Genomic DNA, 21,927 nt, shown 5'->3' with positions numbered 1-21,927 from the left:
TTAGGGTTTAAAGACGTCCTGCACGTAAAGCACCCAGCCGTCCTCGTGCGCAAAGCCCTTGCCTTGCAGTTGCAGCGCGGCCGGCGCGGGTGCGGCGACGAGGAGTTGCATCTCCGCACGCCTCGCCGGCGAGATGGTCGTCGGGAAAATGTCCGGCACTTCCAGGGCCCGCGCTACCAGCAGGGGTGTGAGCGGCGAGAGAAGATCCGCCGTCTGGACATGAGTCTTCGTCGGGGCGTTGTAATAGTTTCCGTAGTTGAGTTTGTCCTGGGCGAGATAGCGGGTGATGGGCTCGGGTCGCCGATCGCTGAGCTCCAGGACTCCCCCATTCTGCGCGAGGACGTAGACGTCATTTCCGAACACTGCGAGGATGGTCCTGGCATTTTTGGGAAATCCCGCACCGGTGCGCAGGCGCAGGTTCCGCAACCCGCGATTCTCCTCCCATTTCTCGACCGTCACCGCCGTGTCGTCGCCAGTCATGATGGCGCGATGGACAAAGGCCCGCGCCGAATAAAGCGGGATGTCCATGAGCAGATAGCCATCCTTGCCATTGAAAATGAGCCCGCTGCCCGCCTCGGCAAAGCGATCGGGCGCGTAAAGATTGGCCGGAGCGCGATGTGTGAGGGTGTAGCGATCGCCGGTGATGGCGAAGGCACTGATCCACTGGGTGAGGTCCACTTTTCCACCGCCGATCGAGTGGGCAATGGCCAGCGAATGCACCGTCTGGCTTTCGCCGTAGCCACGCCGGCCGGTGATGCCGAGCGCGAGGCCGAAGACCGCCACGCAACCGACGAAGGCGAAGATGGAGACGCGATAGTCCAGACGGCGCCGATAGTAATTGTGCACCGGGCCGATCACCGCCACGTAGGCGATCATGAGCAGATTGATGAGCGTCCAGTTCACCTTGGGCCGGGTCATCGAGGAAAGATCGCGGAAAAAGACGCTCTCGAAATCGTAGACGAGCGGCGCCTTCGTATTCTGGATCGTGCGCTCGGGATAACCATGCTGGGCCAGGTAATCCAGGCTCATCTCTTGCGACGTGACCGTGTGATGAACGACCAACCCCGCGCCGACGTGCACCCTCATCTTGTCGGTATCGAGTTCCTTTAAATTTTCCCCGAAGACTGGCAGCTCGCCTTTGACATTCGGCAGGAGGTGCACCGTGCCGCCCAGCTTCACCCACTCGAGGAAGGCCTCGCGCCGCGCGGTTTCCCAATTTGGCAAATGATCGAGCACCACCGCGTCGAGACTCTCCGCCTCGACCGCACTCGTCGGGAAGAGTTGATCGGGAAAGGATTTCATCGAAGCGCCAGCGGTGAAGGGACTCTCCAGATCGCGCAGCCAGACGCACGCCGGCGCGCCGATCTTCGGAGGTTCATCAAGGTCGTAGAATTCTTTCACGCTGCGTCCCCAGCGCAGCTGATACCGACCGGCCGGGTTGCTGGGGCGAACGAAAAATTGCACCCAGCGCGAGGTACGAGGCGCGAGGTAGACCGGTTGCACGTAGCTCGCGCCGCGGCCTCCCGCGGGGCCATCCGCGGATTCCAGGGAGACCGCTCCATCGAAGGTGGAATTTCCCGGGTTGGACACGAGGACGGAGAGCGGATTGAAACGATCCGGCACCACCCGGCCATCGAAGCCCCAGATGGTCTGCTGCACCTCCAGCGCGTAAGCGGGCAGGGCAAAAAGCGCAGCCAGCACGAAAAGCATCCAACGGGGAACAAATAGGCCGGCCATGAGTGTCGCGAGACTAGCGCAGGACGGGCGTGCGTTCCAAGCTTGCATACGATGGGCAGTCGAGCGCTCCGGGCACTTCACCGGCGCAGGCAGCGGTCCGCCTCCCGGAAAAGGCAGAACCGAATGAGGAACGCGATGCCGGCATAAAGAGCGGAGTTGATAAGAATGATCTGCCAGATCATGTCGGGCTCGTTCGAGTTGTGGGCTATGCGCTGGAGTTCACCGGCCTCGTTTAGGAAGGGAACACTGAGGGGCGAAGCCAGCAGGGCCCAAATACTGTCCTCGGGATTAAACCCAAGCCGGCCCGCGGTCATGACGATCGTGAATGGTAATGCGACCATCCAAAATATCAGCACACTAAGGGTGATGAGAATGCCCTGGAAGCGCGTGCGTACTCGCAGGCCGATCCACAGCGAGAGCCAGGTGATCATCGGCAAATAAATGACCAAGGTGAGGACCCAGCAGACCAGATACGGAATCCAGTCTCTGGGAAACGGTTGGCCGGCATCGCTGCTCGTGAGAAAAAAGGCATGCGCGGAAAAAACCGTGAGCAGCGGCACGACCAATACCCATTCCAACCGGCGCAGGGCTCGCTCCTTTTGCCGCACAATCTCGCGCGCACTCACCGGAGTGGTGAGCAGGACATCGAGGGTCTGACCGACCCGCTCGGAAACGAGGCTATTGGAGGCCGTGGTGCTGAGGGTGAGCACGGCCAGTCCGACCAACACGGCGGTGGCGAAAGCCAGCATCCCACCCGTCTCGTAGCCATCGCCGAAAACCATGAGCAGAGCCATCAGCAGCAACACCGTCGGCACTTCGATGGCGCAAAGCAATCGCACGAGATAGTGCGCCTTGCCCAGCACCCGTCGCTGGGTTTCCCGCCAGAAAACCGGCTCCGTGACGGGCAGCGAACTGGATTCGCGGTAGAGCACGAGACCACCGGCGAGACGATTGACGCCTTTCATCCAGCGATCGATGCGGGAGAAAAGGCGCGGCAGAAAATTGCTCGGCGGAACGAACGCCCGTCTCACAAGAAACCAGCGAGTCAATCCCAGGCAGAGGAGGATCGTGCCAATGGAAGGAAGCAAATAGAGCCAGAGAGACCCGTTCAAACCGCGCGCCAGGGAGATCCCATCCGTCGGATTCAATAGCTTCCAACGTTCGTCCTCCTGCCAGGGCGCTGAACGAAAATGAGAGATGCTCCCACCCAGCAGCACAAACATAATCCGCCCAAGAATCGGCGGGATAAAATAGAGCAGCGCCCCCCAAAAATAAGTGGAGATGAGCGCCGCAACCGTCGTGCGACACCACGCCGAAAAGAGCAGTGCCAGCGCGCCGACTTGCAAGACGGTGAGCACGAGCCCCAGGGCGACATCGACGATCGTCGCGCTCTCCAGTCCACCGAGAGCGTAAGCCACACCCGCGAGAGGCAGGCTGAGGAAGAGAAAGGAGAGCATCGGCACAAGACCGCCGATATATTTCTGCAGCACGATTTCCCAGGGTCGCAGCTCGGTGAGGAAAAGGAGGACCAACGAATCGCGTTCCTTTTCCTGCGTGATGCGCCCGCACATGAGCGCCGGCTGGAAGAGAATGATGCCCCACAATTGGAAGGACTGCAGACGCTCGAAGATCCAGCTTCCAAAGCCGAGAAGCTCGGTGCTCGAGGGGAAAGACGGCCCTCCCCTGTAGTATCTACTGTCGGTGAGGCGAGGCAGGGCGAACGCAAAGAGCCCGTAGAGCGCCATGGCATAGACGACGCGCAGCACATAGGTGCGCGGACGTGCGGCGCCCTCGGCCAGCTCCTTCCAGAGCAGCGGCATCGAGAGCCGGACGACGGTGCTGGCGGCAAAACGGCGCACGGCGTCGGGCATTACGCGACCTTTCCTTCCGTGAGCTTCATAAAGGCCGTCTCCATGTCCATGGCATCCGGCTGGAACATGCGCACGCGCGCGCCGAGGGTGTGCAGCGCGGCGAGGAAATCCTCGGGTGTGGATTGGTCCTCGTGCAACTGGACCGCGAGGCGGTCGGGCTGCTCCTCGACCTCCGCGACCTCCGGCAGGGCGCGCATGGCGGTGAGCAACTCGGGAGAGGAATTCGCCAACTGCAGATGGATGATGCGCCGCAAGCTGAGCGCGCGGTAGATGTCGCGCAAAGAGCCATTGGCCACCATGCGCCCCGCCTCGATGATGCCGATGTGCGAGCAGAATTGCGCCAGCTCGTGGAGGATGTGGCTGGAGACGATGATCGTCTTGCCCATGGACTGCAGCTCCTTGAGCAACTCGCGCATTTCGATGCGGGCGCGTGGATCGAGGCCGCTGGCCGGTTCGTCGAGCAGGAGCAACTCGGGATCGTGCAGGAGGACACGCGCCAGGCTCAGCCGCTGCTTCATCCCGCGGGAGAGGCCATCGACCGGCGCATCGTGTTTCTCGGTGAGATCGGTCAGCGCGAGAACATCGCGGATGAGCCCAGGCCGCTGGCCGGTGGGAATGTGATAGGCGGCAGCGAAAAAGTGCAGGTATTCGGAGGCGGTGAGGTCTTCGTAGACGCCGAAAAAATCCGGCATGTAACCGATCTTGCGACGGACGATTTCGGGATGCTGCGCGACATCCACGCCGCCCACCGTGGCAGTGCCCAGCGAGGGTTTCAAAAGCGTGGCGAGGACCTTGATGGTCGAAGTTTTGCCGGCACCATTGGGCCCGATGAAGCCGAAGATTTCCCCGCGGCCGATCGTGAAGGAGAGTTTGCGCACCGCGTCGGTTTTTCCATAGCGGACGTGCAAGTCGCTGACGACGACGAGGGGCGGTTCGGAGGCGGAATCACTCATTGGAATGGAAATGGTAAACGCAGCGCTCGATCTGAATTTGCGGGCCCTGGTCACGCAGGGCGGTAACGACCCAGTCACCGGGACCATAATCGAGCAACAAGTCGAGCAAGTCGGCTCGCGGCCCGGGCGAAAGGGCGTTCATCCACGGGAGGTTGGGATCCACGGAGAGCACCTGCTCGTAGCCGTTGAAATTACCAGGGCCGGACCGAGATCGAAACACGCTTACCTTCCAGCCTTGGGCTCCGATTCTTGCGGAGACATATTTCTCCGCTTGGGCATCGCTTTTCCCCGAAAAGAAATCCGCCGTCGGCGGCGCGCTTTCTTGGAGCGCTTCCCAATGCAAGTGCGGCGTGGCGCCCTTCGGCGCGAAGGTGAACGAGCGCTGGATGTACGGCGTCCACTGCGTGAGCGCGCGACGAAGCGTGTAGTGCCCGGGGAGGCGCCCCTGATAGATCGGCCGGGGATCCGGCTTCATCACCGCATAGGGCGAGTACCCGGTGTTGTAGCCCATCATCGAATAGCCATTCCCACTCCCGCCCGGCATGACCAAAGACTGCTGGACGTCGGTCACCGCGTCCTTGTTCCGGCCGGCCAGCCACAGGTCGAACCGGCTTTCCCGCAGCGCTTTTCCTTGCGGAGAAAAATCCGCGATGACCAGCGAGCAGCGCTGGTCGTCTCTGCCGAGATAGTGTTCCGCCGCGCGGACCATGAAAAAGGTGCACGCCACGGCGAACAGCGGAAACGTGAACCATGTCCAACGCCGGCGACGCAACCAGCCCAGCACGAACCACTCACCGGGTCCGGCCATGACGACAAAGATCGTCAATACCGAGAGAACGAGCGAACGCGGGATGACGCGCGTGGACCGGGGCAGATGCGTCATGAGCCACCGCTCCACGATCGCGTTGCGGTTCGTCGTGCCATAGTGCTTCGCCGCGTAGGCCTGCGGGTCGATGAGATCCGTGGCCTCGGAATGCGCGAGGAAGTGGGTTGCCTTCACCCAGCCCGATTCGCCCGCGGCGGCTTCATCCGTTGGCGCCTGGAAAGCGAGGACGAAGCAGCCGAGTTGCGGCCGGCGAAAAAGAAATGCTGGGGACGCCGCGGGAGTGACTTCGTCGTGGGTGGACCGAACGACGGCCCCAGTGGACGTGCCGGCGAGGGGTGTGGAATTACCTGGCGAAGCAGCCAGGTTATTGAGGAAAGCGATGTGCTGCGCATCGACAGCCGAAGGCGCGACAACGCAGAGGCTGCCGCCTGCTTCCACCCAGGTGGTGAGATCGGCGAGTTGTTTTTCGCCGAGCGCGGCGAGACCGCCACCTTCCAGCAGCACGGTATCGAAAGCACACAGGCCGGGCGGCGTCGGCAAATCCTCTGGCGCGATCCAGAGCGGCGAGGCCTGCGGGGTGAGGCGGTAATAGTTGTGCGTATCCGTGAAGAGCCGTTCCGGGCGCAGAGCTCGCCAGGTCAGGGATTGATTCGGATTCCCATCGAGACTCCCGCGGCAGATGGCGATGACATACTGCCGCGCACTGGAAGCCGCGGGCGCAACGAGCGGGAAGCGGCCGAGATCATACGATCCGGAACCCGTCGAGAATTGGAGACGAAGTTCTTCCACGCCGAAATAATAGGCGGGCGGTGGCAGGAGCAGGCGCTGGGTGGAATCTCCCGGCATGAGTACGAGGTCGGGAATTTCCTGTCGATAAAGTTCCCGGCTCGCGCCGAAGGCCTGCAGCTTGAGGGTGCCTTCCAGCAGGCCACGTCCGCCGGAGTGGAGTTTGATCTCGATGAACGCGGGGGCCTGGCTACGAGGACGCAGCGTGCTGGGCTGCACATCCGCGCTCACCGGGGAATTGGCAGCCCGCGTGGCGGAGAGGGCGCCAAACGCCCCCAGGAAAATGAAAAGGCATTTCGCGAAGACGCTCCACCCTGGCCGCCTGTTCCGCCGCCTTCCGCTGCCCGCCGTGACAATCGAAACCGCCATGGGTGTGCAATGAATTTTAGACCGTTCGTGCGGGACGCTGAAACCACCACCACTCGACGAGCAGCGCGAGGAAGGCGGCGAGGGCGATGGCCCACCACAATGCACGATCGCTCTTCGCCGGCGCGGTGACCGCGGCGACGGTGAGCTGATCGTTGAATTGCAATTGATCCACCGCGGCCAGCGAGGTCTCGCTCGCCGAGAGCAGGTTGGCGCCAACGGACTGCGGGGTGCCGCCGCTCGCGGTGATGCTGTATTCGCCGGCGCGTGGTGCGGGAATGCCGGTCAGGCGGCCTTGTGCATCGGCTTGCACGGTGCGGCGAAAATCCGCGGGGCCGGTGATCGTGCAAGAGGCGTTGGCCACGAAGCCATCCGCGCTGAGCACGCCGGTGTGCCCGGCTTCCGCCTCGGCAAGCCCGCTTTCGTGCAGGGCGGTCTGGACGAGATTTGCGACGAGGATCGGGAAGCCGACGCGATAGGGCAACGTGGAGCGGTCGGTGTGGAAGAGGAGCGAGATGAGGAGCGCTTCGCCCGTGCGCTTCTGCAGGATGAGCGGGCCGTGTTCACCCTGGGCGAGCGTTTCGTAACCGAGCTGGGCGAGCGAATCCTCGGCGGTGGCGCTGCTGTCCACCGGCTCATCCATGAAGACGACGTCACGCAAGCTGACGTGCTGGAGCAGCGAGGAATCGCGGCGCCAGTCGATGGCTTGGGCGTTCTTGTGTTCCACGGTGACCAGCGCGCGCGCGTCCGCCGGGACGATGCCGACCACGCACTTCACCCGCGCCGGTTTGGCCAGGTCCTCTTCGTGATCGCTGATGACGAGATCGAACGCCGCCGGGGTCGGCGCATCGGCCTGCGGGAAGACGTTCACATCTTCCAACGCGGCGAGCGCGTGGCGGTAGCCGGCGAGATTTTCCGGGACGAAGATCGCCAGCGGACGCGAAGCGGGCAACGTGAGCCAGGCGGCATCGTCGGCGCCGAGGGAGTCGAAGTCATTGAGCTTCAGCCGCGCTTCGAGCACCGCGCCGGGGCCACCCGCGAGATCGAAGGTCAGGCGCGGCGCGCTGCCTTTGGTGAGGGAGACGTCCTCGTGCGCGATGACCTTGTCGCCCTGCCGTAGCTCCAGCGCCCCGGTCGTGGATGGCGCATTCGCGGAGCCGGCGAGTTGCACGAAGACCTGCCAGTGACCGCCCGGGGCGCGGCGGGCGCTGAATGCCGTGACGCCGAAATTCGGACCCGCCGGCGGCGTCTTTTGGAAATCGATTGCGAAGGGCAGTTCGAAGTTCGCTTGCGTCGGCAGGTTGCCATCGGAGAGGAGCAACACTTTATCGAAAGGCTCGGTGCGACCGAGGGCCTGGGTGAGACGCAGCGCTTCCTCGATGTCGCTGGGCACATCTTCCACGGTGAGCGCATCGAGCGCTTCGCGGAGTTCGCGGTGGTTGTTGGTGAAGGCGGTGAGGCGGCGGGCGGTTTTGCCAAAAGCGACGAGGCACAACTCCTGGTCGAGCAACAGGGCGTCGATGCGTTCGCGCAGGCGTTGCTTCACTTCGTCGAGGCGCGATTTTCCGTGCGGTTTGTCCAGCGCGGCCATGCTCGCCGAGACATCAATGAGCACGGGGAGCCGATGCGCCCGCGCTGCCTCGCGTCGCAAGAAGGGCTGCATGGCCGCGAGGGCGAGCAGCGTGAGGATGAGGATTTGCAGGAGCAGCAGCAGGTTGCGCTTGAAACGCTGGAAGGGAGAATTCACCCGCTGGTCGTTGAGCACCTGGCGCCAGAGCACCAGCGAGGGAATGGCGACGCGCGGGCGTTTGAGCTTGAGGAAGTAGAAGGCGATCAGCGGAACGAGCAGCGCGAAGAGCCACGCATTGCCGAGCGATGAAAAGGCGGGGAGCATGGCGCGTTACACGATCCAGCCGCGGCGGCGCATGATGTCGAAGACCACGCGCTCGAGAGGTTCGGCGCTGGAGATCGAGAGGAATTTCCCCGACCGCTGCTGGCAGAGCGCGGTGAGCTGTGCTTCGTGGGCCAGCCGGTATTCGTGGTAGAGCGAGAGCAGGTCGCCCCGCGGCGGAAATATCGAGATGCGCGGCCGTTTCGCAATCGACGAAACGCAGGTCGCCATTGATCTCGGGCGCGAGTTCCGAGGGGCCGAGCAATTGCACCGCAAAAATCTCCAGGCCGGCATTGTGCAGGAGATTGAAAGAACGCCGCAGGTCGCCGTCGGTAAGAAAATCGCTGAGGATCACGGCGACGCCACGCCCGCTATGATGACGCAGAAATGCTTCGATTCCCCGCTCCAGCGGCGTCTCGCCACCGCCTTCGATGTTTTCCAGAAACGCGAAGAGCTTCCCCTGCGCGGTGCGTCCGCGCGTCGGGACGAGCCGCGGGGATGGGCCTTCCGTGCCCATCGCATAGGCGCTGATTTTTTCGCCACCACGGATACCGAGCACACCCAGCGCGGCGGCCAGTCGTTGCGCGAACGCGAACTTTTCTTCGAAGAGCATCGAGCGCGAGGCGTCGATGAGCAGGGCGACGTGCAGTTCCTCTTCCTGGTGGAACTGCTTGAGGTAGGGCCGCTGGATGCGGGCGAAAATATTCCAGTCCACGAAACGCACATCGTCGCCCGCCGCGTAGTCGCGATAGTCGCAGAACTCCGTGCTCGTGCCGCCCTTCACGCCGAGATGCTCGCCGCGCCCGCGATTGGTGAAGCGTCGCGAGACCTTGAGCCGCAGCCGCGCCAGCCGGTCGAGATCGCGGTTGGTGAGCAGCGAGGTCAGTTGCGGCGCGGGACCCGTCATGCCGCGGCTTCCTCCGGCACCGCCTTGCCCGCCTCGATGACCAGTGCCGGCACGCTCAAGTTTTCCGCCAGGCCGTCGTAATTCAGCAACACGCGATGGCCAAGCACTTCGGGCACGAAATGGCGGACATCCTCGAAAGCCACATGCACGCGACCCTCGGCGAGCGCCCGCACCCGCGCGGCGCGGATGAGCGCCTGCACGGCCCGCGGACTCGCGCCCCATTTGACGAAACGCTTCACGTTGTCCCCCGCTTCCACGGCATCGGGATGCGTGGCCAGCACGAGCCGCACGGCGTAGTCGCGGACCGGATCGGCAACCACCACCTTTTCGAGAATGGCGCGCAAGGCGAGGATGCGTTCGCCGTCCATGATCTTCGGCACCTCGGCGCCGCCGCCGAGCGTGGTGCGGCGCACCATTTCATTGAGCTCCGCGCGATTCAAAAACGGCACGTTGAGCTTGAACATGAAGCGGTCGAGCTGCGCTTCGGGCAGCGGATATGTGCCTTCCTGTTCCAGCGGATTCTGCGTGGCCAGCACAAAGAAGGGCTGCTGCAAGATATGCGTCGAGCCGGCGGCGGTGACGCTGCCTTCCTGCATGGTCTCGAGCAGTGCGCTATGCGTCTTTGGCGTCGCGCGATTGATTTCATCGGCCAGGAGGAGCTGGGTGAAAATCGGTCCGCGGCGGAACTCGAAGTTGTAACGGCCGTCCGGTCCGGCGGTCATCACGTTCGTGCCGACGATGTCCGCGGGCATAAGATCGGGCGTAAATTGGATGCGACGAAAATCCAGCGTGAGCGCGCGGGCGAGTGTCTTCACCAGCTCCGTTTTGCCGAGCCCAGGCACACCTTCGAGCAGCACATTGCCGCCGGCCACGATCGCGGTGAGCACGCCTTCCACCACCCGTTGCTGCCCAACGATGACCGTCCCCACCGCCTCACGCAGTCTTTGAAAATCCGTCCGGAATTGCTGGGCCTCGGCCTGAAGTTGAGTGGGGTCGCTCATAGTGGGGATCCTTCCAGAAGTTACCGGACGACGCGATTCATTTCGCTGGGCGCAGAAGACGCTCGGAGACGATGATCGCCTCCTGTTCCATCGGTGCGGCGGGATAGCCAATGGTCAGGCATTCGTGCAGATACTGGCGCAGAAATTCGAGCACACTGCCGCGGCGCTCATACTGGCCGGTGTGGACGAGCTCGTGGGCGATCAACCGGCGGTCATTGCTCTGATCGTTGCGGATGAAGATGCCGTAGCGCAGCGTGAGTCCGGCGGTGTAGGGGCTGATCAAACGCGCCGCCTCTCCTGCCGCGCGGAGAACCGGATGTTCCGGCGTGGGAATGGATGGGACATAGCAAAAAGGCGGACCCGCTCCGGACGGGTCACGCCGACGGACCCGCGCGTCGGCGATTTGGGAAGACGTCAGCGGCACGCCTGAGGCGAGGATGTGCTTTTCCTGCTCCTCCGCCCAAGCGGTCGCCAGCGGCAGGATTTGTTCGAATCGTTCAGGGGTGAGAATGCTGTCGTTCATGGATCGGGAACCATCCTATCAGCGATGAACAATACGGTAAACATTGCCACTACAGACGCGGGTATTTTCACGACATGAGGTGGCTTTTGGAGAAACCGATTTCCGAGCAGGAAAACGCCTGCGGCGTATAGGAGGAATAGGAAGTATAGGACCGATCGGAGTCTGATCACTCCCTATACCGGTAGCATCTTCGCAGTATCCACCGGGTAGCTGTCGTATTTGTTATAGAGCGTGAGATAGTCCTCCGGGTTGATCGGGTCCGCCGCCAGGATCTGCTGCAGGCCGTAGAAGAAACCTTCGCGCTTTTGCGCCGGATTGAAGATGAGCGTGGTCACGGCTCGCGCGGATGAGCGATTGGCGAAGGCGTGGGGCGTCAAGCGCGGGAGGTAGATCACCGAGCCGGCGGGCGCTTCCACTTCGGTATCGCCGTGCTGCACGGTAAGCACCCCTTCGGTGACGATGAACGTCTCGTCCATAAACCGATGATAATGCAGCCGGGCGCCGATCCTGCCGGGCGCGAGCTCGATTTCGTAGACGCCCAACTGATCATTGGAAATGGCGCTCGTGACTTTGAGGGTGATCTTCGATCCGCCCATTTGCAGGATTTCGCCCTGGCCAGGTTGGAAGAGGGTCGCGTGGTCTTTCAACACATCTTCGAGGAACGGATTTTTCGACGGGGTGCTCATATCAGTCTTTTCCAATACGCAGCTACTTCCACGTGAGGACGGCAACGCCGCCCAGAATGAGCCCCGCGCCACAGGCCGTCTTGGGCGTGAAAGGTTCGTGGAGCAGCACGAAGGCCAGCACCAGGGTGACGATGATGCTGCCCTTATCGACCAGCGCGACGAAGGAGACCGTGCCGGTTTTCATGGCACGGTAGTAGAAGATCCACGAGAGCGACGTGGTGAGTCCGCTCAGCGCGAGGAGCAGCAGATCGCGTGGACGGGCCGCGGCCAGCGCAGCCCCGGGACGACCGGAGGTCCAGATGAAGGCATTGGCGACAATGAGGACAAAGACGACGGCCGTGCGCAACGCAAGGCTGACATCGGGCCCGAGCGTCTTCATACCGCTCTTGGCGAGGATCGAGGTGAGGCCGGCGAAGACGGCAGCGAGGATGGCTTGGATTTTCCAGGGTTCCATGGCGGCTTATTTTTGGTCTTGGTCCCGTTTGCGCTTGCGCGCCAGGAGACGTTCGGTGGTGGAAATGGATTCGCCGGCATCACTCGGCTTTGCTTCCGGCGCGGCAGGTTTCGGGATGGATGGAGGGGCCGATTTGAGCGGCGGTTTGGCGATCGGTTTTGATGCGGGCTCGGGAGTCGTGGCGAGAGTTGCTTCGACGCGGCGTTTGCGGCCAAGCAGCGCGCCCATGGTCGCGGTGGAATCCTCGGACTTTTTGCCAAAGCTAAACCAGCCGCGAATCACCATCCAATCGAGCTGCACGCGGCGCACAGCGACATCGATCGGCAACAGGCAGGCGAGGAAGATGAGCAACCAATCGAAGACCGGCTGGGTGCTTTCGCGGGTGTGCCGTTCCGGGTGATAGAGATCGGTGGTCGCAGGATCGAGCACGCGTCCGCCGGTGCGCGCAGCGATCTGCTGGAGCAACTGCGGATTGCTGCGGAAACTGAGATATTCCGGGGAATAAGGAACGGCGAATCCGCCGAAAAGTTGTTCCGGCTCGCCGTTCTTCGCGGCGCGTCCGGTGGCCGCGATGGAGACCTGATAGCGGCCTTTGCCGGAGAGTGGGAATTGCGCCTGGTAACGGCGCGAGCCGGTCTGCCGCAGCGGCAGGTCAAGAGCATCGCCCCGCGGACCGGTCACGCGGGCGACCACTTCGAGAAACGCTTCGTCCTTGGCGAAATCTTCGACGGAGATGATGCCGTTGTTGCCCGTGGCAAACGTATTCAAGCGCAAATCATTCGGTTGCTCGACGCGCGAGACCTGTTGCGCCAGCTGCTTCACAAAGGCGCGATACTTGTCCCACCCGAGCCAGTCCTGGGCCCACGACTGACCGAGATCGCTCGTCCACGCCGCCGTGCTGCCGAGACCGAAACGCCAGATGGAAAGCAGCGGGTCGAGTTGGTCGGGCGCTTGCTTGTCGGGCGGCACGCGCAACACCGTGCTCGCCCGCGGCTTCGCGGTGGTCAGCACGTAACCCCGCAGCGGCGGCATTTGGTCGATGCCTTTGAGCACCGGCGAAGGAAAATCCACCTCGGGCGTGAAGGTCTTGTTCTGCAACATCGAGCGCTTCAGCGTCTTCGCTTCCTTGATGAAAATGCTCGGCAGCGCGGCGGGATCTTCCGGGAAATAATAACGCCCACCGGTCTGCTGCGAGATGGCCTGCATGATGGAGATGTCACGGCCGCCGTGCGGGTTGATCGCGATCATCGAGACGCTGATCTTGGAATCGACAAACGATTGCACGAGCGCCGGTGTCGGCGGTGAGGGATCGCCATCGCTAATGACGATGAGGTGCTTGAGCGCGGCGTCGCTCTGCTGCAGCCCGGTGAGCGCGAGTTGCATGGGCGTGTGGAAATCGGGCATGTCGCCGGGTGTGGCGGCATTGATGAGCGGGACGAGCTTGTCGTACTCCGAGACAGGGGTGAGCGGGAAAACCCAGTTGTAACCATTCTGTGCACCCCAGGCGTAGTCGATGAGTCCCACTTCATCCTGCGCGCCGAGCACACGGATGGCTTCCTTGGCGATGCGCTTGGCCCAGGTGTTGCCCTCGGGGAATTCGCAGGTGTGCAGGATGATCGCGAGGGCGCCTTTCGGGAGCACCTTCTTCTGCTTCACATCCATCTCCACGGGCAGCGCTTCCTCGATCGGCGTGCGATGATAGCCGCCGGGGCCGAAGCTCTGCGGGCCGCCGAGCATGATCAAACCGGCGCCGTGATGATAGACCGCATCGCGCAAGGCCTGGAGCTGCGGAGCGTCAAAGGCATCCGCCGAGGCATTGGCCATGATGATGAGATCGTAGGGCAGCAGCGCCGTGGCCTCCCGCGGGATTTCGTAAGCCATGCGCACTTGCACGATCCGTTCGCTGGCCTTGAGCGCGGCCACCAGCGGCTCCCAATCGCGGGTGTCGCTCTTCGTATCGGTGAGCAACAATACCTGGCCCTCGCCGCGCAGATACAGATCGCCGATGGCGATGTTATTCTCCGCCCAGCCGTCCTCACCCGGCGGCACATCGATCGTCGCCGCGTATTCATAGTAGCCGGGCTCGCGCAGGTAGAGCGGCAGGGTGAAGCGATTCTTGCCGGCGTTGTAGTCGACTTCCTTTTCGAAGATCTGTTTGCCGTTCTCACGCAGGCGCAGCGTGCCGTGGCCGGCGGCGAGCGAATCGAGCAGCACGCTGGCTTCGTAAGTTTCGCCCGCCTTGACCACACGCGGAAGATCGAGGCGCTCGAGCCACACCTCCTTGTCGTAGGAAAAAGCCACCGGCAGGACGTCCACCGCCACGCCGCGCGCTTTCAGTTCGTCGACCTTGGCCAGCGCGCTGCCTTCGGTTTCATTGCCATCGGTGATGAGGACGATGCGGCCCTGGTGTTCCTCGGGGAGCATGGCCGCGGCGAGGCTCATGGCCTGACCGAGATCGGTGCCGTCCTTCGCCACGCGGGAGTTGATCGCTTCAAATGGGAAACTGGAGCGCGGCGGCAATTCCACCGCGGCGTCGCGCCCGAAAACGACCAGGCCGGCTTCGTCCTTCTGCGGCTTCGTCGTGGCCGTTTGCATGATCCAGTTCAGCGCCTGATCGCGCACCTTGCTGCCCATGGAATCGGAAACATCAAGCGCGTAGACCACGGAAAGCACATCGCTGCGGCGGACCGCGCGCGGTTCGGCGAGGAGCAGGATGAAGACGGCGATCATCATCAGCCGCACGAGCAGCGCCACGACCGCGCGGCCGCGCGAAAGCCCCGCATTGCCCGCGTGATGCAACCACCATACCCAGGGCATCACCACGGCGAGATAAAACGCCGGACGATAGGAAAACCGAAACCATCCGCGCCATTCCGCGAGAACGCAGCCCACTCCGAAAATCACCAGAAACAGCAGCAGCGGCAGCAGCGCGCCGAAGGTAACCGGTCGCCGGGCTCGGGGGAACAGGATGCGCAGCGGGTTCATAGCTGCAGGGAAACGATGCGCCGGTTTTTGGTATCGGCGATGCGCAAACGCATGTGGGAATCGATGGTCAGCCCCCAGGGTGTCGAGAATTCGCCTTCGCCGCCACCGGTGTGGCCGTAGCGTCCCAGTAGACGGCCATCCGGGCTCACCTTGGTCAGCCGGCCGCCGCCGTATTCGATGATGTAGAGCTCGCCATCACCACCGGCGGCGATGTCGTAGGGCAGATCGAAGTCGAGTGGCGGCTGGCCCGGCGCACCGAGCACGCCGACATATTGGCCGCCGTCGGAATAGATGAGCACGCGATTGTTCACCGCGTCGGTGATGTAGATTTTGCCCGCGAGCCAGGTGAGGCCGGAGGGCCGCTGGAATTGTCCCGGTCCAGTGCCGAAGCTGCCGAAGCTGGTGACCCACTGGCCCTCACGGGTGAATTTCTGGATGCGATCATTCCCGCCGTATTCGCAGACGTAGAGGTTCTCCTCGGGATCCTTGCAGATGCCGACGGGATAGATGAACTCGCTGTTTCCCTTCCCCTGCTGGCCGATGTTTTTCAGCCAATTCCCGTCGGCGTCGAACCACACGACGCGATGGTAATGCGTGTCGCAGACCACGACGCGGCCATCGCGCAAGACGACGATGCCCTCGGGCTTGCCGACCTTCACATCGAGCATGTGCCACTGGCGCTTGAGCCTGCCATCGGCGCCATAGATGAGCACGCGCCCGGCGGTGTCGAGGGAAGCGATGTCGTCGCCCAGGCCAGTGGCAAGGCTGCGCGGTGTGGGCAGCATGGGGCCTTCCGGCGGGAGCTGCCAGACGCGCCAGTCGCGCGGGGTAAGGGTCGCGGCCGCCTGGCGATGGCAACCGGTGAGGAAAAAGAGCAGCGTGAGGCAGAGCAGCGCGGTGAGCTGGACGAATTTGCCCGCCCGGAATTCATCCCGCGCCGGCCGATGGAAAAAGGTGCGCGTGGCATTGCTCGGCACGTGGCGCAATTCGATCTCCGCGCAGGAACCACGGAAGTGCGAGGCCTCGACGCGCAAGGCGCCGGTACTCACGGACTCGATCACCAATTGTTCAGGACGCAGGCAGCGATTGGTGGGGATTTGGGCGCGCAACCAGCGGCGCGCTTCCGGCGGCGTGAACCAATTGCCGGCGCCGAGATATCCCATCAGCTCTTCATCGGGCGGCTCGGTGTAGAGCGCGGCCACCGGCCCGGCGTGCATCACGCGTCCGGCGCGAAGGCAGATGGCGTGTTGCGCTTCGCCCACGGCGGTCTCGGGGGTGTGGGTGGAAAAGACGAGCGACGTATGCGTCCTCGCGAGGTGCTCGCGAATGACGCGCCAGTACTTACCCACGCGCGCGGGATCCACGTGAGCGAGCGGCTCATCCATGACGAGCACGTCCGCTTTCGTCGCCAGCGCACGGGCTACCGCGAGGCGGGATTGTTCGCCTTGGGAAAGCTTGGGCGGACGCGCGTCACGCTTTTCCGCGAGATCGAAGGCAGCGAGCAGCGCGTCGTTGCCTTCGCTCGAACCACGGGCGATTGCGAGATGCTCCAGTGCGGTGCAATGCGGCCACAGCCCGCCATTCTGCGGCACCCAGGCCACGCGTGGCGTGCCCTCAATGGCACCGCCTTCGGGGCACTCAAAGCCGACGAGCAGGTTGAGCAGAGAGGTCTTCCCGGCGCCCGACCAACCGATGACCGCCGTTGCGCCGGGAGAAATGGTCGCCGAGACCGCGCGCAGCCGCGCTGGGCCAAGCGAAACGGCATCGAGTTGCCAGAGGGAATCAGCGACCATGCCCGCGTGCATAGAGGCGCCATGCCGTGCCGGTCAACAGCAGAACCAAAATCGGGGTGGCAAAAGCCGCGAGCATCATCGCGGAAAGGACCGCGGTCTGGCCGTAGTGGGCGAGATTGTGCAGGCGGACGAAGACGGGCGTGAAGCCGGTCGGGGCCAGAATCGACGAGGCGGTGAAATCGAAATAGGCCCAGCAAAAGAGGATGCCGGCAGCCATGGCGCGCGGCCGTGTTTCCATTTGCCAAAGCAGCCGGCGGCTGCCGGTCTGCCGGGCGATGTGCAGAGCCGGCGATGGTTGCAACCAGAGCGCGCCGAGCAGCAGCGCGAGCGGGAGCAGGAGCAGGGTGAGCGCGATGGCGAGGGGCAACGGCGTGTCGTAGAGAGCGCGGAGCAGCGGGAGCTGGAAGAGCGTCAGGAGGAGCAGGGAGATGATCAGCGCACCGAGGAGGCCGGGTGTAATCACGGCGAGTTGGAAGACGGGAGATTGGCGGACCCAGGCGGCGATGGTGGTGGCGGCCACAGCTGCGACCACCGCGAAGACCACGCTGGCGGCAAGTTGTCCGCCGAGGACGAAGTTCTCCAGCAGACTCGGAATGCCGGTGATGGCCTGGCTGGTGACAATCAACAGCGGGATCAGCGAAATGAACCCAGCGGAAAACGTGAGATAGGCCCAGGGCATCCGGCCGGCCCGGGACGTCGGCTCCTCGTGCACGCCAGGCAGATCGCGTTTCGCGAAAGCGATGGCGATGAGGACGCCGAGTTGGACGATGAGCGGCCGGGCCGCGAGCTTCAGTGTGGCTCCAAGCGCATAGCCACCGACCTGCGCATCGAAGACGGCCATGGTCCACGTCTTCACGCCCCACAGCGAAGCCAGTTCGAAATCGGCGAAGGCGAGGAGGAAGACCAGGCCACCGGCAATCCACGGAGCGTGCCCCGCCGCGCGCAGATGAAAACGGAAGCGGGTCCAGCGATCGGGCGGTGCGAGAATTCGAAAGACATGCCGCCCTTCCGGCGAAAGCGGCGAAGGCAGCAGCGTGCGCAACACCACCGCCACGGGAATGAGCTTGAGCGCGAGGACAACGATATAGAGCGTCTCGTGTCCCCAAAACGAGACGAGCAACGCCATGGCGAATTTCGAAAATGCGTAGCTGACGAGCAACGGCGGCGTGAAGAATGGCGCGAGGAGCAACAGCCACGCGACCACGCCCGCGCGGCCGCGCTGGGCGATAAGCCACGGAGCCAGCGGCGCGGATACCACAACGGCCAGCAACGCGATGAAAAGGGCGCGGGCCAGCGCCAGTGCGGTTTGTGCCTCGATGCTCACGGTGCGTAGATCGACTTGAGCCACGCCAGGCATTCCTTCCGGGCCGCGCCGAGTGACGAAAGACTTTCTCCATCGCGCGCCGCTAGCGCGAGTTCGCGGACTTCGGGAGAGAGCTTTTCCACGGGCACCGGGCCGAGCGGAATCTGCCGCGACCGGGAATTGGCCAACGCGAGCTCCGTTTCCTCGCTCAAGAGGAAGTCGACGAGTTGGCGCGCGGCCCGCTCGTGTTTCGCCCCGCGAATGATGGCGACCGTATTGGGAATGCAGATCGTCCTGCCATCATCCAACCGCACGGGAGCCATCGCCACTGGCTTGCCGTCATCCTTTGCCTCGAAGAAATCGTCGGTATCCGAAAAGCCCGCGTAGCAGGCGCCTTCCGCGACGGCATCCTTCACCGCCGCATTGCCATCGACTTCTTTCACTCCGCAGCGTCGCCAGTCGGCATGCCACGTCTTGAGCTTGTCGCCACCCCAGAGGTGCCAGAGCAATGTGTAATGGGTGAGCGTCGTGCCATAGAGCGGCTTGGCAATGGCCACGCGCGACAGATCGCTGTCGGGCAACAGGCCGGTGATGTTCGGCGGGGTCGTGCCGATCTTCGCGGTGTTGTAAATCACCACGCGCAGTCGCGCGGCGAAACCGGCCCAGCTTCCATCCGCCGCCTTGAACGCCGCGGGAATGCGCGCGTAGCCGGGTCCTTCATACGGTTGCAACAGCCCACGCTCCTGCAGATCAAGCATGCCAAGCAACTCGTTGTTCCAAAAGACATCGCAGCGCGGCGCATCTTTTTCGCGCAGGATCAGCTCGGTGAGGCCGAGCGACTTCGTGGCTTCAGTATCGAAGCGAATGGCCAGCGGGATGCCGGTGCGCTTTTCGAAATCGTGCAGGATCTTCTCCGCGTAAATGGCGTCGTGCGCGCAGTAGACGACCAGTTCGCCGCGGTGCGCCGCGCGCCACCACCAGCAAACGCCGAGCACGAGCACGGCCACGAGCGCGATCAGCGCGACACGATTCCTCATTTCTTTTCCGGCAGGGTATCGAAGTACTTCTTGATGGCGTCGTGATAGCCGGGCGGCACCTGCTCGGCCTGCAACGCTTCACTGACTCCTTGTTTCACTCCGCGCACCGCGTCGCGGAATTGCTCCGCGCGCGCTCCACTCTCGCCGACGTCCTTGGTCTTCCACTCGAGCAGCATCTTTCCATCGGTGAGCATCGCCGGCGATTTCTCCGACTTGAAACTGGTCTTCACCGAATCGTCCTCCGGCCGCCTGGCGCCATTGCCGATGCCGCCTCCCCGGCCTTGAGCGCCCTGTCCATCCGGGTCGGCCTGTTGCGCGGTCAATTCCGCCATCTTCTCGGCGAAAAGCTTCGCGTAATCCTCCGCGCTCATCCCGTCCTTGCCATTGGCGCCATCGAGCTTGCCGGCGGCGGCGAGCTTTTTGGCCATCTGCAAACTCTTGAGCGCATCCTCCAGCGATTTCCCGTCCTTCATGGATTGCGCGAGTTGCTCGAGCTCCTGCTTGCTGAGGTCGAGGGATTTCATCGCGTCCTGCGTAGCTTCCTGCGCGAGGTCGCTCAACTTGCCGGCATCGAGCTGCGCCAGCGCGCGGTTCAGCGCGTCGTCGACGTTGGGCGATTTCACGATGTCCTTCATCGCCTCGGCAAACTGGCTGAGCTTGTGCGCGAGTTCTTCCTGCGCGGCGCGTTTCTCCGCGGAATCCGGCATCGCGGCCACCTTGGCGAGCGCGTTGCGCAGTTCGGCCAGTTGTTTCTGGATGCCGGAGAGATCGCCCTTCTGCAATTGCTCGCGCCATTCGTTGCGCTCCCTGGCATTCATCTGGCCGAAGCTCTGTGCCGATTTATCGAGCGCCTGCTTGAGCTGATCGTTGTTCACCTTGCGCCAGAGCTCGCCGAGTTCGCGCTGCTCATCGGCGAGTTGCTTCAAGGCCTCGTCCTTGTTCTCCGGCTTTGCGTCCTTGAAAGTCTTGTCGAGCCTGGCCAGCGCCTGCTGCATCTGCGCCGACTGCTTCTGCGTTTCCTCGGCGACGGCTTCCGCGCGCAAGGCCGTGAGCTTGCGCTCTTCCTGCAGCTTCTGTTGCTGCTGCGCGATTTTCTGCCGTTGCTCCAGCTTGTGAAAAGGATCGAGCCGCGGCGACCAACGGAACGCCGCGGCGACCAGCAACGCGGCCACGAAGATTTGCAGCGCGCCCGCGGTCCAGCGAAACGGCAGCATCTTCGCCAGGTCGATCCCCGGCGCCCGCTGTTCAGCTTCGCCCTGGACGACGGGGAGAAACGCACCGGCGCTATCCGCCGGCAACACAGCGGATAAAAACAGGTCCTTCGTCCCAGCGCGCGAATCGACCAACCGCGCGACGCGCTGCTCCGCCGGACGGCGAATGCAGAGCAACGCGACGACGAAGGCCGCGCCACTCAACGAAATGAGCGCGACCAGGGAAAAGCGATCGGGCAAAAGCCCCAGCAATCGCGACGCCGCGAGGTAAGCGAGAAACAGCGCAGCCGCCGCGAGCAGCGCCCAGCGCAGCCAGCGACCAAACGACGCCAGCATCATGCGGACGGCGGCTCGCCGGAGCAATCGCTGGGTCTGACTCATACCTCCACAGCTAAGCCTCGCGGCCCCCGGGCGGCAATGCCGAAGAATGGCCGCCCGGGAGCGTCCGGTAATCCACCCGCTCCGACCACAAAGCGTAATTTCCGCATCGCTCCGACAACGCAGGTGTGATTCCCTGCCGCACTCGCATCTTTCCACCGTGATTATCTACTTCGTCGAAACCGAGGAGGCTGAGCAGGAATACTACTCCGACCAACTGTCGGCGCATGATCTGCGTTTTGTCTCGCAGCTCGGCGAAGTCGGTGACGACGCCGAGGCGATCTCGATTTTCATCAACTCGCGGATCACGTCCAAATTCCTCGAGACCCATCCGCGGCTGCGCTTCATCGCCACGCGTTCGACGGCCATCGACCATTTCGATCTGCCCGCCTGCCGCGAACGCCAAATCACCATTTCCAATGTGAACGACTACGGGTTCACCACCGTGGCCGAGCATACTTTCGCCCTCATCCTCGCGCTTTCCCGCCGGCTGCGGGAAGTGATGCTGGCGCCGAAAGGCGGCGCGTTTTCCTACGCGGCGAATCGCGGCTTCGATCTGGCGGGTAAGACCATCGGCATCATCGGCATGGGGCGGATCGGGCAACGCGTCGCGGAACTGGCCCACGCCTTTCGCATGACGGTGCTGGCTTACGACATCGATCATCCCACGAAGCTGGAGCAGACCCTGGATTTCAAATTCGTCGAGCTCGACGAGGTGTTGCGCGAGGCGCAGATCCTCACCCTGCACGCGCCGCTCACCGCGGAGACGTATCACATTCTCAATCGCCAGACGTTCGCCAAATGCCGGCCTGGCGTGCTCGTGGTGAATACCGCGCGGGGGGCGCTGATCGATGCGCAGGCCTTGCGCGAGGCGCTCGATTCCGGGCAGGTGGGCGGGGCGGGACTGGACGTCCTGCAGGATGAACGCGTGATGCGCCAGTCCTTCTCAAACATCATCGCAGCGGACATCGTGCAGCACCTTCGTTCCGATGCCACGGCCTACGATGCGCGCGATGCCGATCGCGTCCGGGAATTACAGGAACTGATGCTTGGCGACGCCCTGCTTTCAAAAAGCAACGTCGTCTTCACCCCGCATGTCGCTTTCAATAGCGTGGAAGCGGTGGAGCGCGTGCAGCAAGTGACGGTAGAGAACATCACCGCGTTTGTCGCCGGCGGGCCGATCAATCTCGTTCCCTAGGGTCAAATCCAACTACAACCT

General features: G+C 63.3%; 16 protein-coding genes and 1 pseudogene. 1 reads left to right on the top strand and 16 read right to left on the bottom strand.

The window, feature by feature from the left end; translation table 11 throughout:
• From CFE428DRAFT_RS25090 to CFE428DRAFT_RS25020, 16 genes and pseudogenes are all read right to left on the bottom strand, one after another.
• Nucleotides 1-1,710, bottom strand: coding sequence for a hypothetical protein (locus tag CFE428DRAFT_RS25090; RefSeq protein ID WP_006982485.1), 1,710 nt, complete (start codon nt 1,708-1,710; stop codon nt 1-3).
• Between the two features lie 104 nt (nt 1,711-1,814).
• Complete coding sequence (locus CFE428DRAFT_RS25085) at nt 1,815-3,608, bottom strand: ABC transporter permease (protein ID WP_006982484.1); 1,794 nt, start codon at nt 3,606-3,608, stop codon at nt 1,815-1,817.
• Nucleotides 3,608-4,561, bottom strand: coding sequence for an ABC transporter ATP-binding protein (locus CFE428DRAFT_RS25080; RefSeq protein WP_006982483.1), 954 nt, complete (start codon nt 4,559-4,561; stop codon nt 3,608-3,610). The genes CFE428DRAFT_RS25085 and CFE428DRAFT_RS25080 overlap by 1 nt, the downstream gene beginning before the upstream one ends.
• Nucleotides 4,554-6,404 (bottom strand): hypothetical protein, encoded by a 1,851-nt coding sequence (locus tag CFE428DRAFT_RS25075; RefSeq protein WP_131989598.1) that lies wholly within the window; start codon nt 6,402-6,404, stop codon nt 4,554-4,556. Before CFE428DRAFT_RS25075 ends, CFE428DRAFT_RS25080 begins: the two co-directional genes overlap by 8 nt.
• A 154-nt stretch (nt 6,405-6,558) precedes the next feature.
• Nucleotides 6,559-8,433 carry a VWA domain-containing protein gene (locus CFE428DRAFT_RS25070; protein WP_006982481.1) on the bottom strand — a complete coding sequence of 625 codons (1,875 nt, stop codon included), beginning with the start codon at nt 8,431-8,433 and terminating at the stop codon, nt 6,559-6,561.
• A gap of 6 nt (nt 8,434-8,439) precedes the next feature.
• On the bottom strand, nt 8,440-8,661 hold the full coding sequence (locus CFE428DRAFT_RS39155; RefSeq protein WP_202797500.1) for a hypothetical protein: 222 nt from the start codon (nt 8,659-8,661) through the stop codon (nt 8,440-8,442).
• 4 nt (nt 8,662-8,665) lie between these two features.
• Nucleotides 8,666-9,337 (bottom strand): annotated as a pseudogene (locus CFE428DRAFT_RS41570) (DUF58 domain-containing protein); the annotation flags it as partial.
• Nucleotides 9,334-10,338 carry an AAA family ATPase gene (locus CFE428DRAFT_RS25060; protein WP_006982479.1) on the bottom strand — a complete coding sequence of 335 codons (1,005 nt, stop codon included), beginning with the start codon at nt 10,336-10,338 and terminating at the stop codon, nt 9,334-9,336. The gene CFE428DRAFT_RS25060 and the pseudogene CFE428DRAFT_RS41570, both read right to left, overlap by 4 nt.
• Nucleotides 10,339-10,375: 37 nt before the next feature.
• Entirely contained in the window at nt 10,376-10,861 is a 486-nt protein-coding gene (locus tag CFE428DRAFT_RS25055) for a hypothetical protein (RefSeq protein ID WP_006982478.1), read from the bottom strand.
• A gap of 173 nt (nt 10,862-11,034) precedes the next feature.
• Nucleotides 11,035-11,547, bottom strand: coding sequence for a cupin domain-containing protein (locus tag CFE428DRAFT_RS25050; protein ID WP_006982477.1), 513 nt, complete (start codon nt 11,545-11,547; stop codon nt 11,035-11,037).
• Between the two features lie 22 nt (nt 11,548-11,569).
• A complete protein-coding gene (locus tag CFE428DRAFT_RS25045; protein ID WP_006982476.1) occupies nt 11,570-12,001 on the bottom strand; it encodes an EamA family transporter in 432 nt (143 codons plus the stop codon).
• A 6-nt stretch (nt 12,002-12,007) separates the two neighbouring features.
• Nucleotides 12,008-14,986, bottom strand: coding sequence for a VWA domain-containing protein (locus CFE428DRAFT_RS25040; protein ID WP_006982475.1), 2,979 nt, complete (start codon nt 14,984-14,986; stop codon nt 12,008-12,010).
• A complete protein-coding gene (locus tag CFE428DRAFT_RS25035; RefSeq protein ID WP_006982474.1) occupies nt 14,983-16,779 on the bottom strand; it encodes an ATP-binding cassette domain-containing protein in 1,797 nt (598 codons plus the stop codon). The genes CFE428DRAFT_RS25040 and CFE428DRAFT_RS25035 overlap by 4 nt, the downstream gene beginning before the upstream one ends.
• Entirely contained in the window at nt 16,769-18,127 is a 1,359-nt protein-coding gene (locus tag CFE428DRAFT_RS25030) for a hypothetical protein (RefSeq protein WP_131989601.1), read from the bottom strand. The genes CFE428DRAFT_RS25035 and CFE428DRAFT_RS25030 overlap by 11 nt, the downstream gene beginning before the upstream one ends.
• Nucleotides 18,100-19,119, bottom strand: coding sequence for an extracellular solute-binding protein (locus CFE428DRAFT_RS25025; RefSeq protein ID WP_006982472.1), 1,020 nt, complete (start codon nt 19,117-19,119; stop codon nt 18,100-18,102). Before CFE428DRAFT_RS25025 ends, CFE428DRAFT_RS25030 begins: the two co-directional genes overlap by 28 nt.
• Nucleotides 19,116-20,711 (bottom strand): coiled-coil domain-containing protein, encoded by a 1,596-nt coding sequence (locus tag CFE428DRAFT_RS25020; protein WP_006982471.1) that lies wholly within the window; start codon nt 20,709-20,711, stop codon nt 19,116-19,118. The genes CFE428DRAFT_RS25025 and CFE428DRAFT_RS25020 overlap by 4 nt, the downstream gene beginning before the upstream one ends.
• 157 nt (nt 20,712-20,868) lie before the next feature.
• On the opposite strand from CFE428DRAFT_RS25020, the gene CFE428DRAFT_RS25015 reads away from it, so the two are divergent.
• On the top strand, nt 20,869-21,906 hold the full coding sequence (locus CFE428DRAFT_RS25015) for an NAD(P)-dependent oxidoreductase (RefSeq protein ID WP_042725758.1): 1,038 nt from the start codon (nt 20,869-20,871) through the stop codon (nt 21,904-21,906).
• Nucleotides 21,907-21,927: the final 21 nt, after the last annotated feature.

This window comes from Chthoniobacter flavus Ellin428, from assembly GCF_000173075.1.
Lineage (GTDB): Bacteria > Verrucomicrobiota > Verrucomicrobiia > Chthoniobacterales > Chthoniobacteraceae > Chthoniobacter > Chthoniobacter flavus.
This window is presented reverse-complemented; position numbering and strand designations above follow the sequence as displayed.

Excerpts from the sequence above, each read along its gene's own strand:
- CFE428DRAFT_RS25020 (WP_006982471.1), bottom strand. The coding sequence starts at position 20,711 with ATGAGTCAGACCCAGCGATTGCTCCGGCGAGCCGCCGTCCGCATGATG.
- CFE428DRAFT_RS25045 (WP_006982476.1), bottom strand. The coding sequence starts at position 12,001 with ATGGAACCCTGGAAAATCCAAGCCATCCTCGCTGCCGTCTTCGCCGGC.
- CFE428DRAFT_RS25040 (WP_006982475.1), bottom strand. The coding sequence starts at position 14,986 with ATGAACCCGCTGCGCATCCTGTTCCCCCGAGCCCGGCGACCGGTTACC.
- CFE428DRAFT_RS25035 (WP_006982474.1), bottom strand. The coding sequence starts at position 16,779 with ATGGTCGCTGATTCCCTCTGGCAACTCGATGCCGTTTCGCTTGGCCCA.
- CFE428DRAFT_RS25090 (WP_006982485.1), bottom strand. The coding sequence starts at position 1,710 with ATGCTTTTCGTGCTGGCTGCGCTTTTTGCCCTGCCCGCTTACGCGCTG.
- CFE428DRAFT_RS25055 (WP_006982478.1), bottom strand. The coding sequence starts at position 10,861 with ATGAACGACAGCATTCTCACCCCTGAACGATTCGAACAAATCCTGCCG.
- CFE428DRAFT_RS25080 (WP_006982483.1), bottom strand. The coding sequence starts at position 4,561 with ATGAGTGATTCCGCCTCCGAACCGCCCCTCGTCGTCGTCAGCGACTTG.
- CFE428DRAFT_RS25060 (WP_006982479.1), bottom strand. The coding sequence starts at position 10,338 with ATGAGCGACCCCACTCAACTTCAGGCCGAGGCCCAGCAATTCCGGACG.
- CFE428DRAFT_RS39155 (WP_202797500.1), bottom strand. The coding sequence starts at position 8,661 with ATGGCGACCTGCGTTTCGTCGATTGCGAAACGGCCGCGCATCTCGATA.
- CFE428DRAFT_RS25070 (WP_006982481.1), bottom strand. The coding sequence starts at position 8,433 with ATGCTCCCCGCCTTTTCATCGCTCGGCAATGCGTGGCTCTTCGCGCTG.
- CFE428DRAFT_RS25025 (WP_006982472.1), bottom strand. The coding sequence starts at position 19,119 with ATGAGGAATCGTGTCGCGCTGATCGCGCTCGTGGCCGTGCTCGTGCTC.
- CFE428DRAFT_RS25050 (WP_006982477.1), bottom strand. The coding sequence starts at position 11,547 with ATGAGCACCCCGTCGAAAAATCCGTTCCTCGAAGATGTGTTGAAAGAC.
- CFE428DRAFT_RS25085 (WP_006982484.1), bottom strand. The coding sequence starts at position 3,608 with ATGCCCGACGCCGTGCGCCGTTTTGCCGCCAGCACCGTCGTCCGGCTC.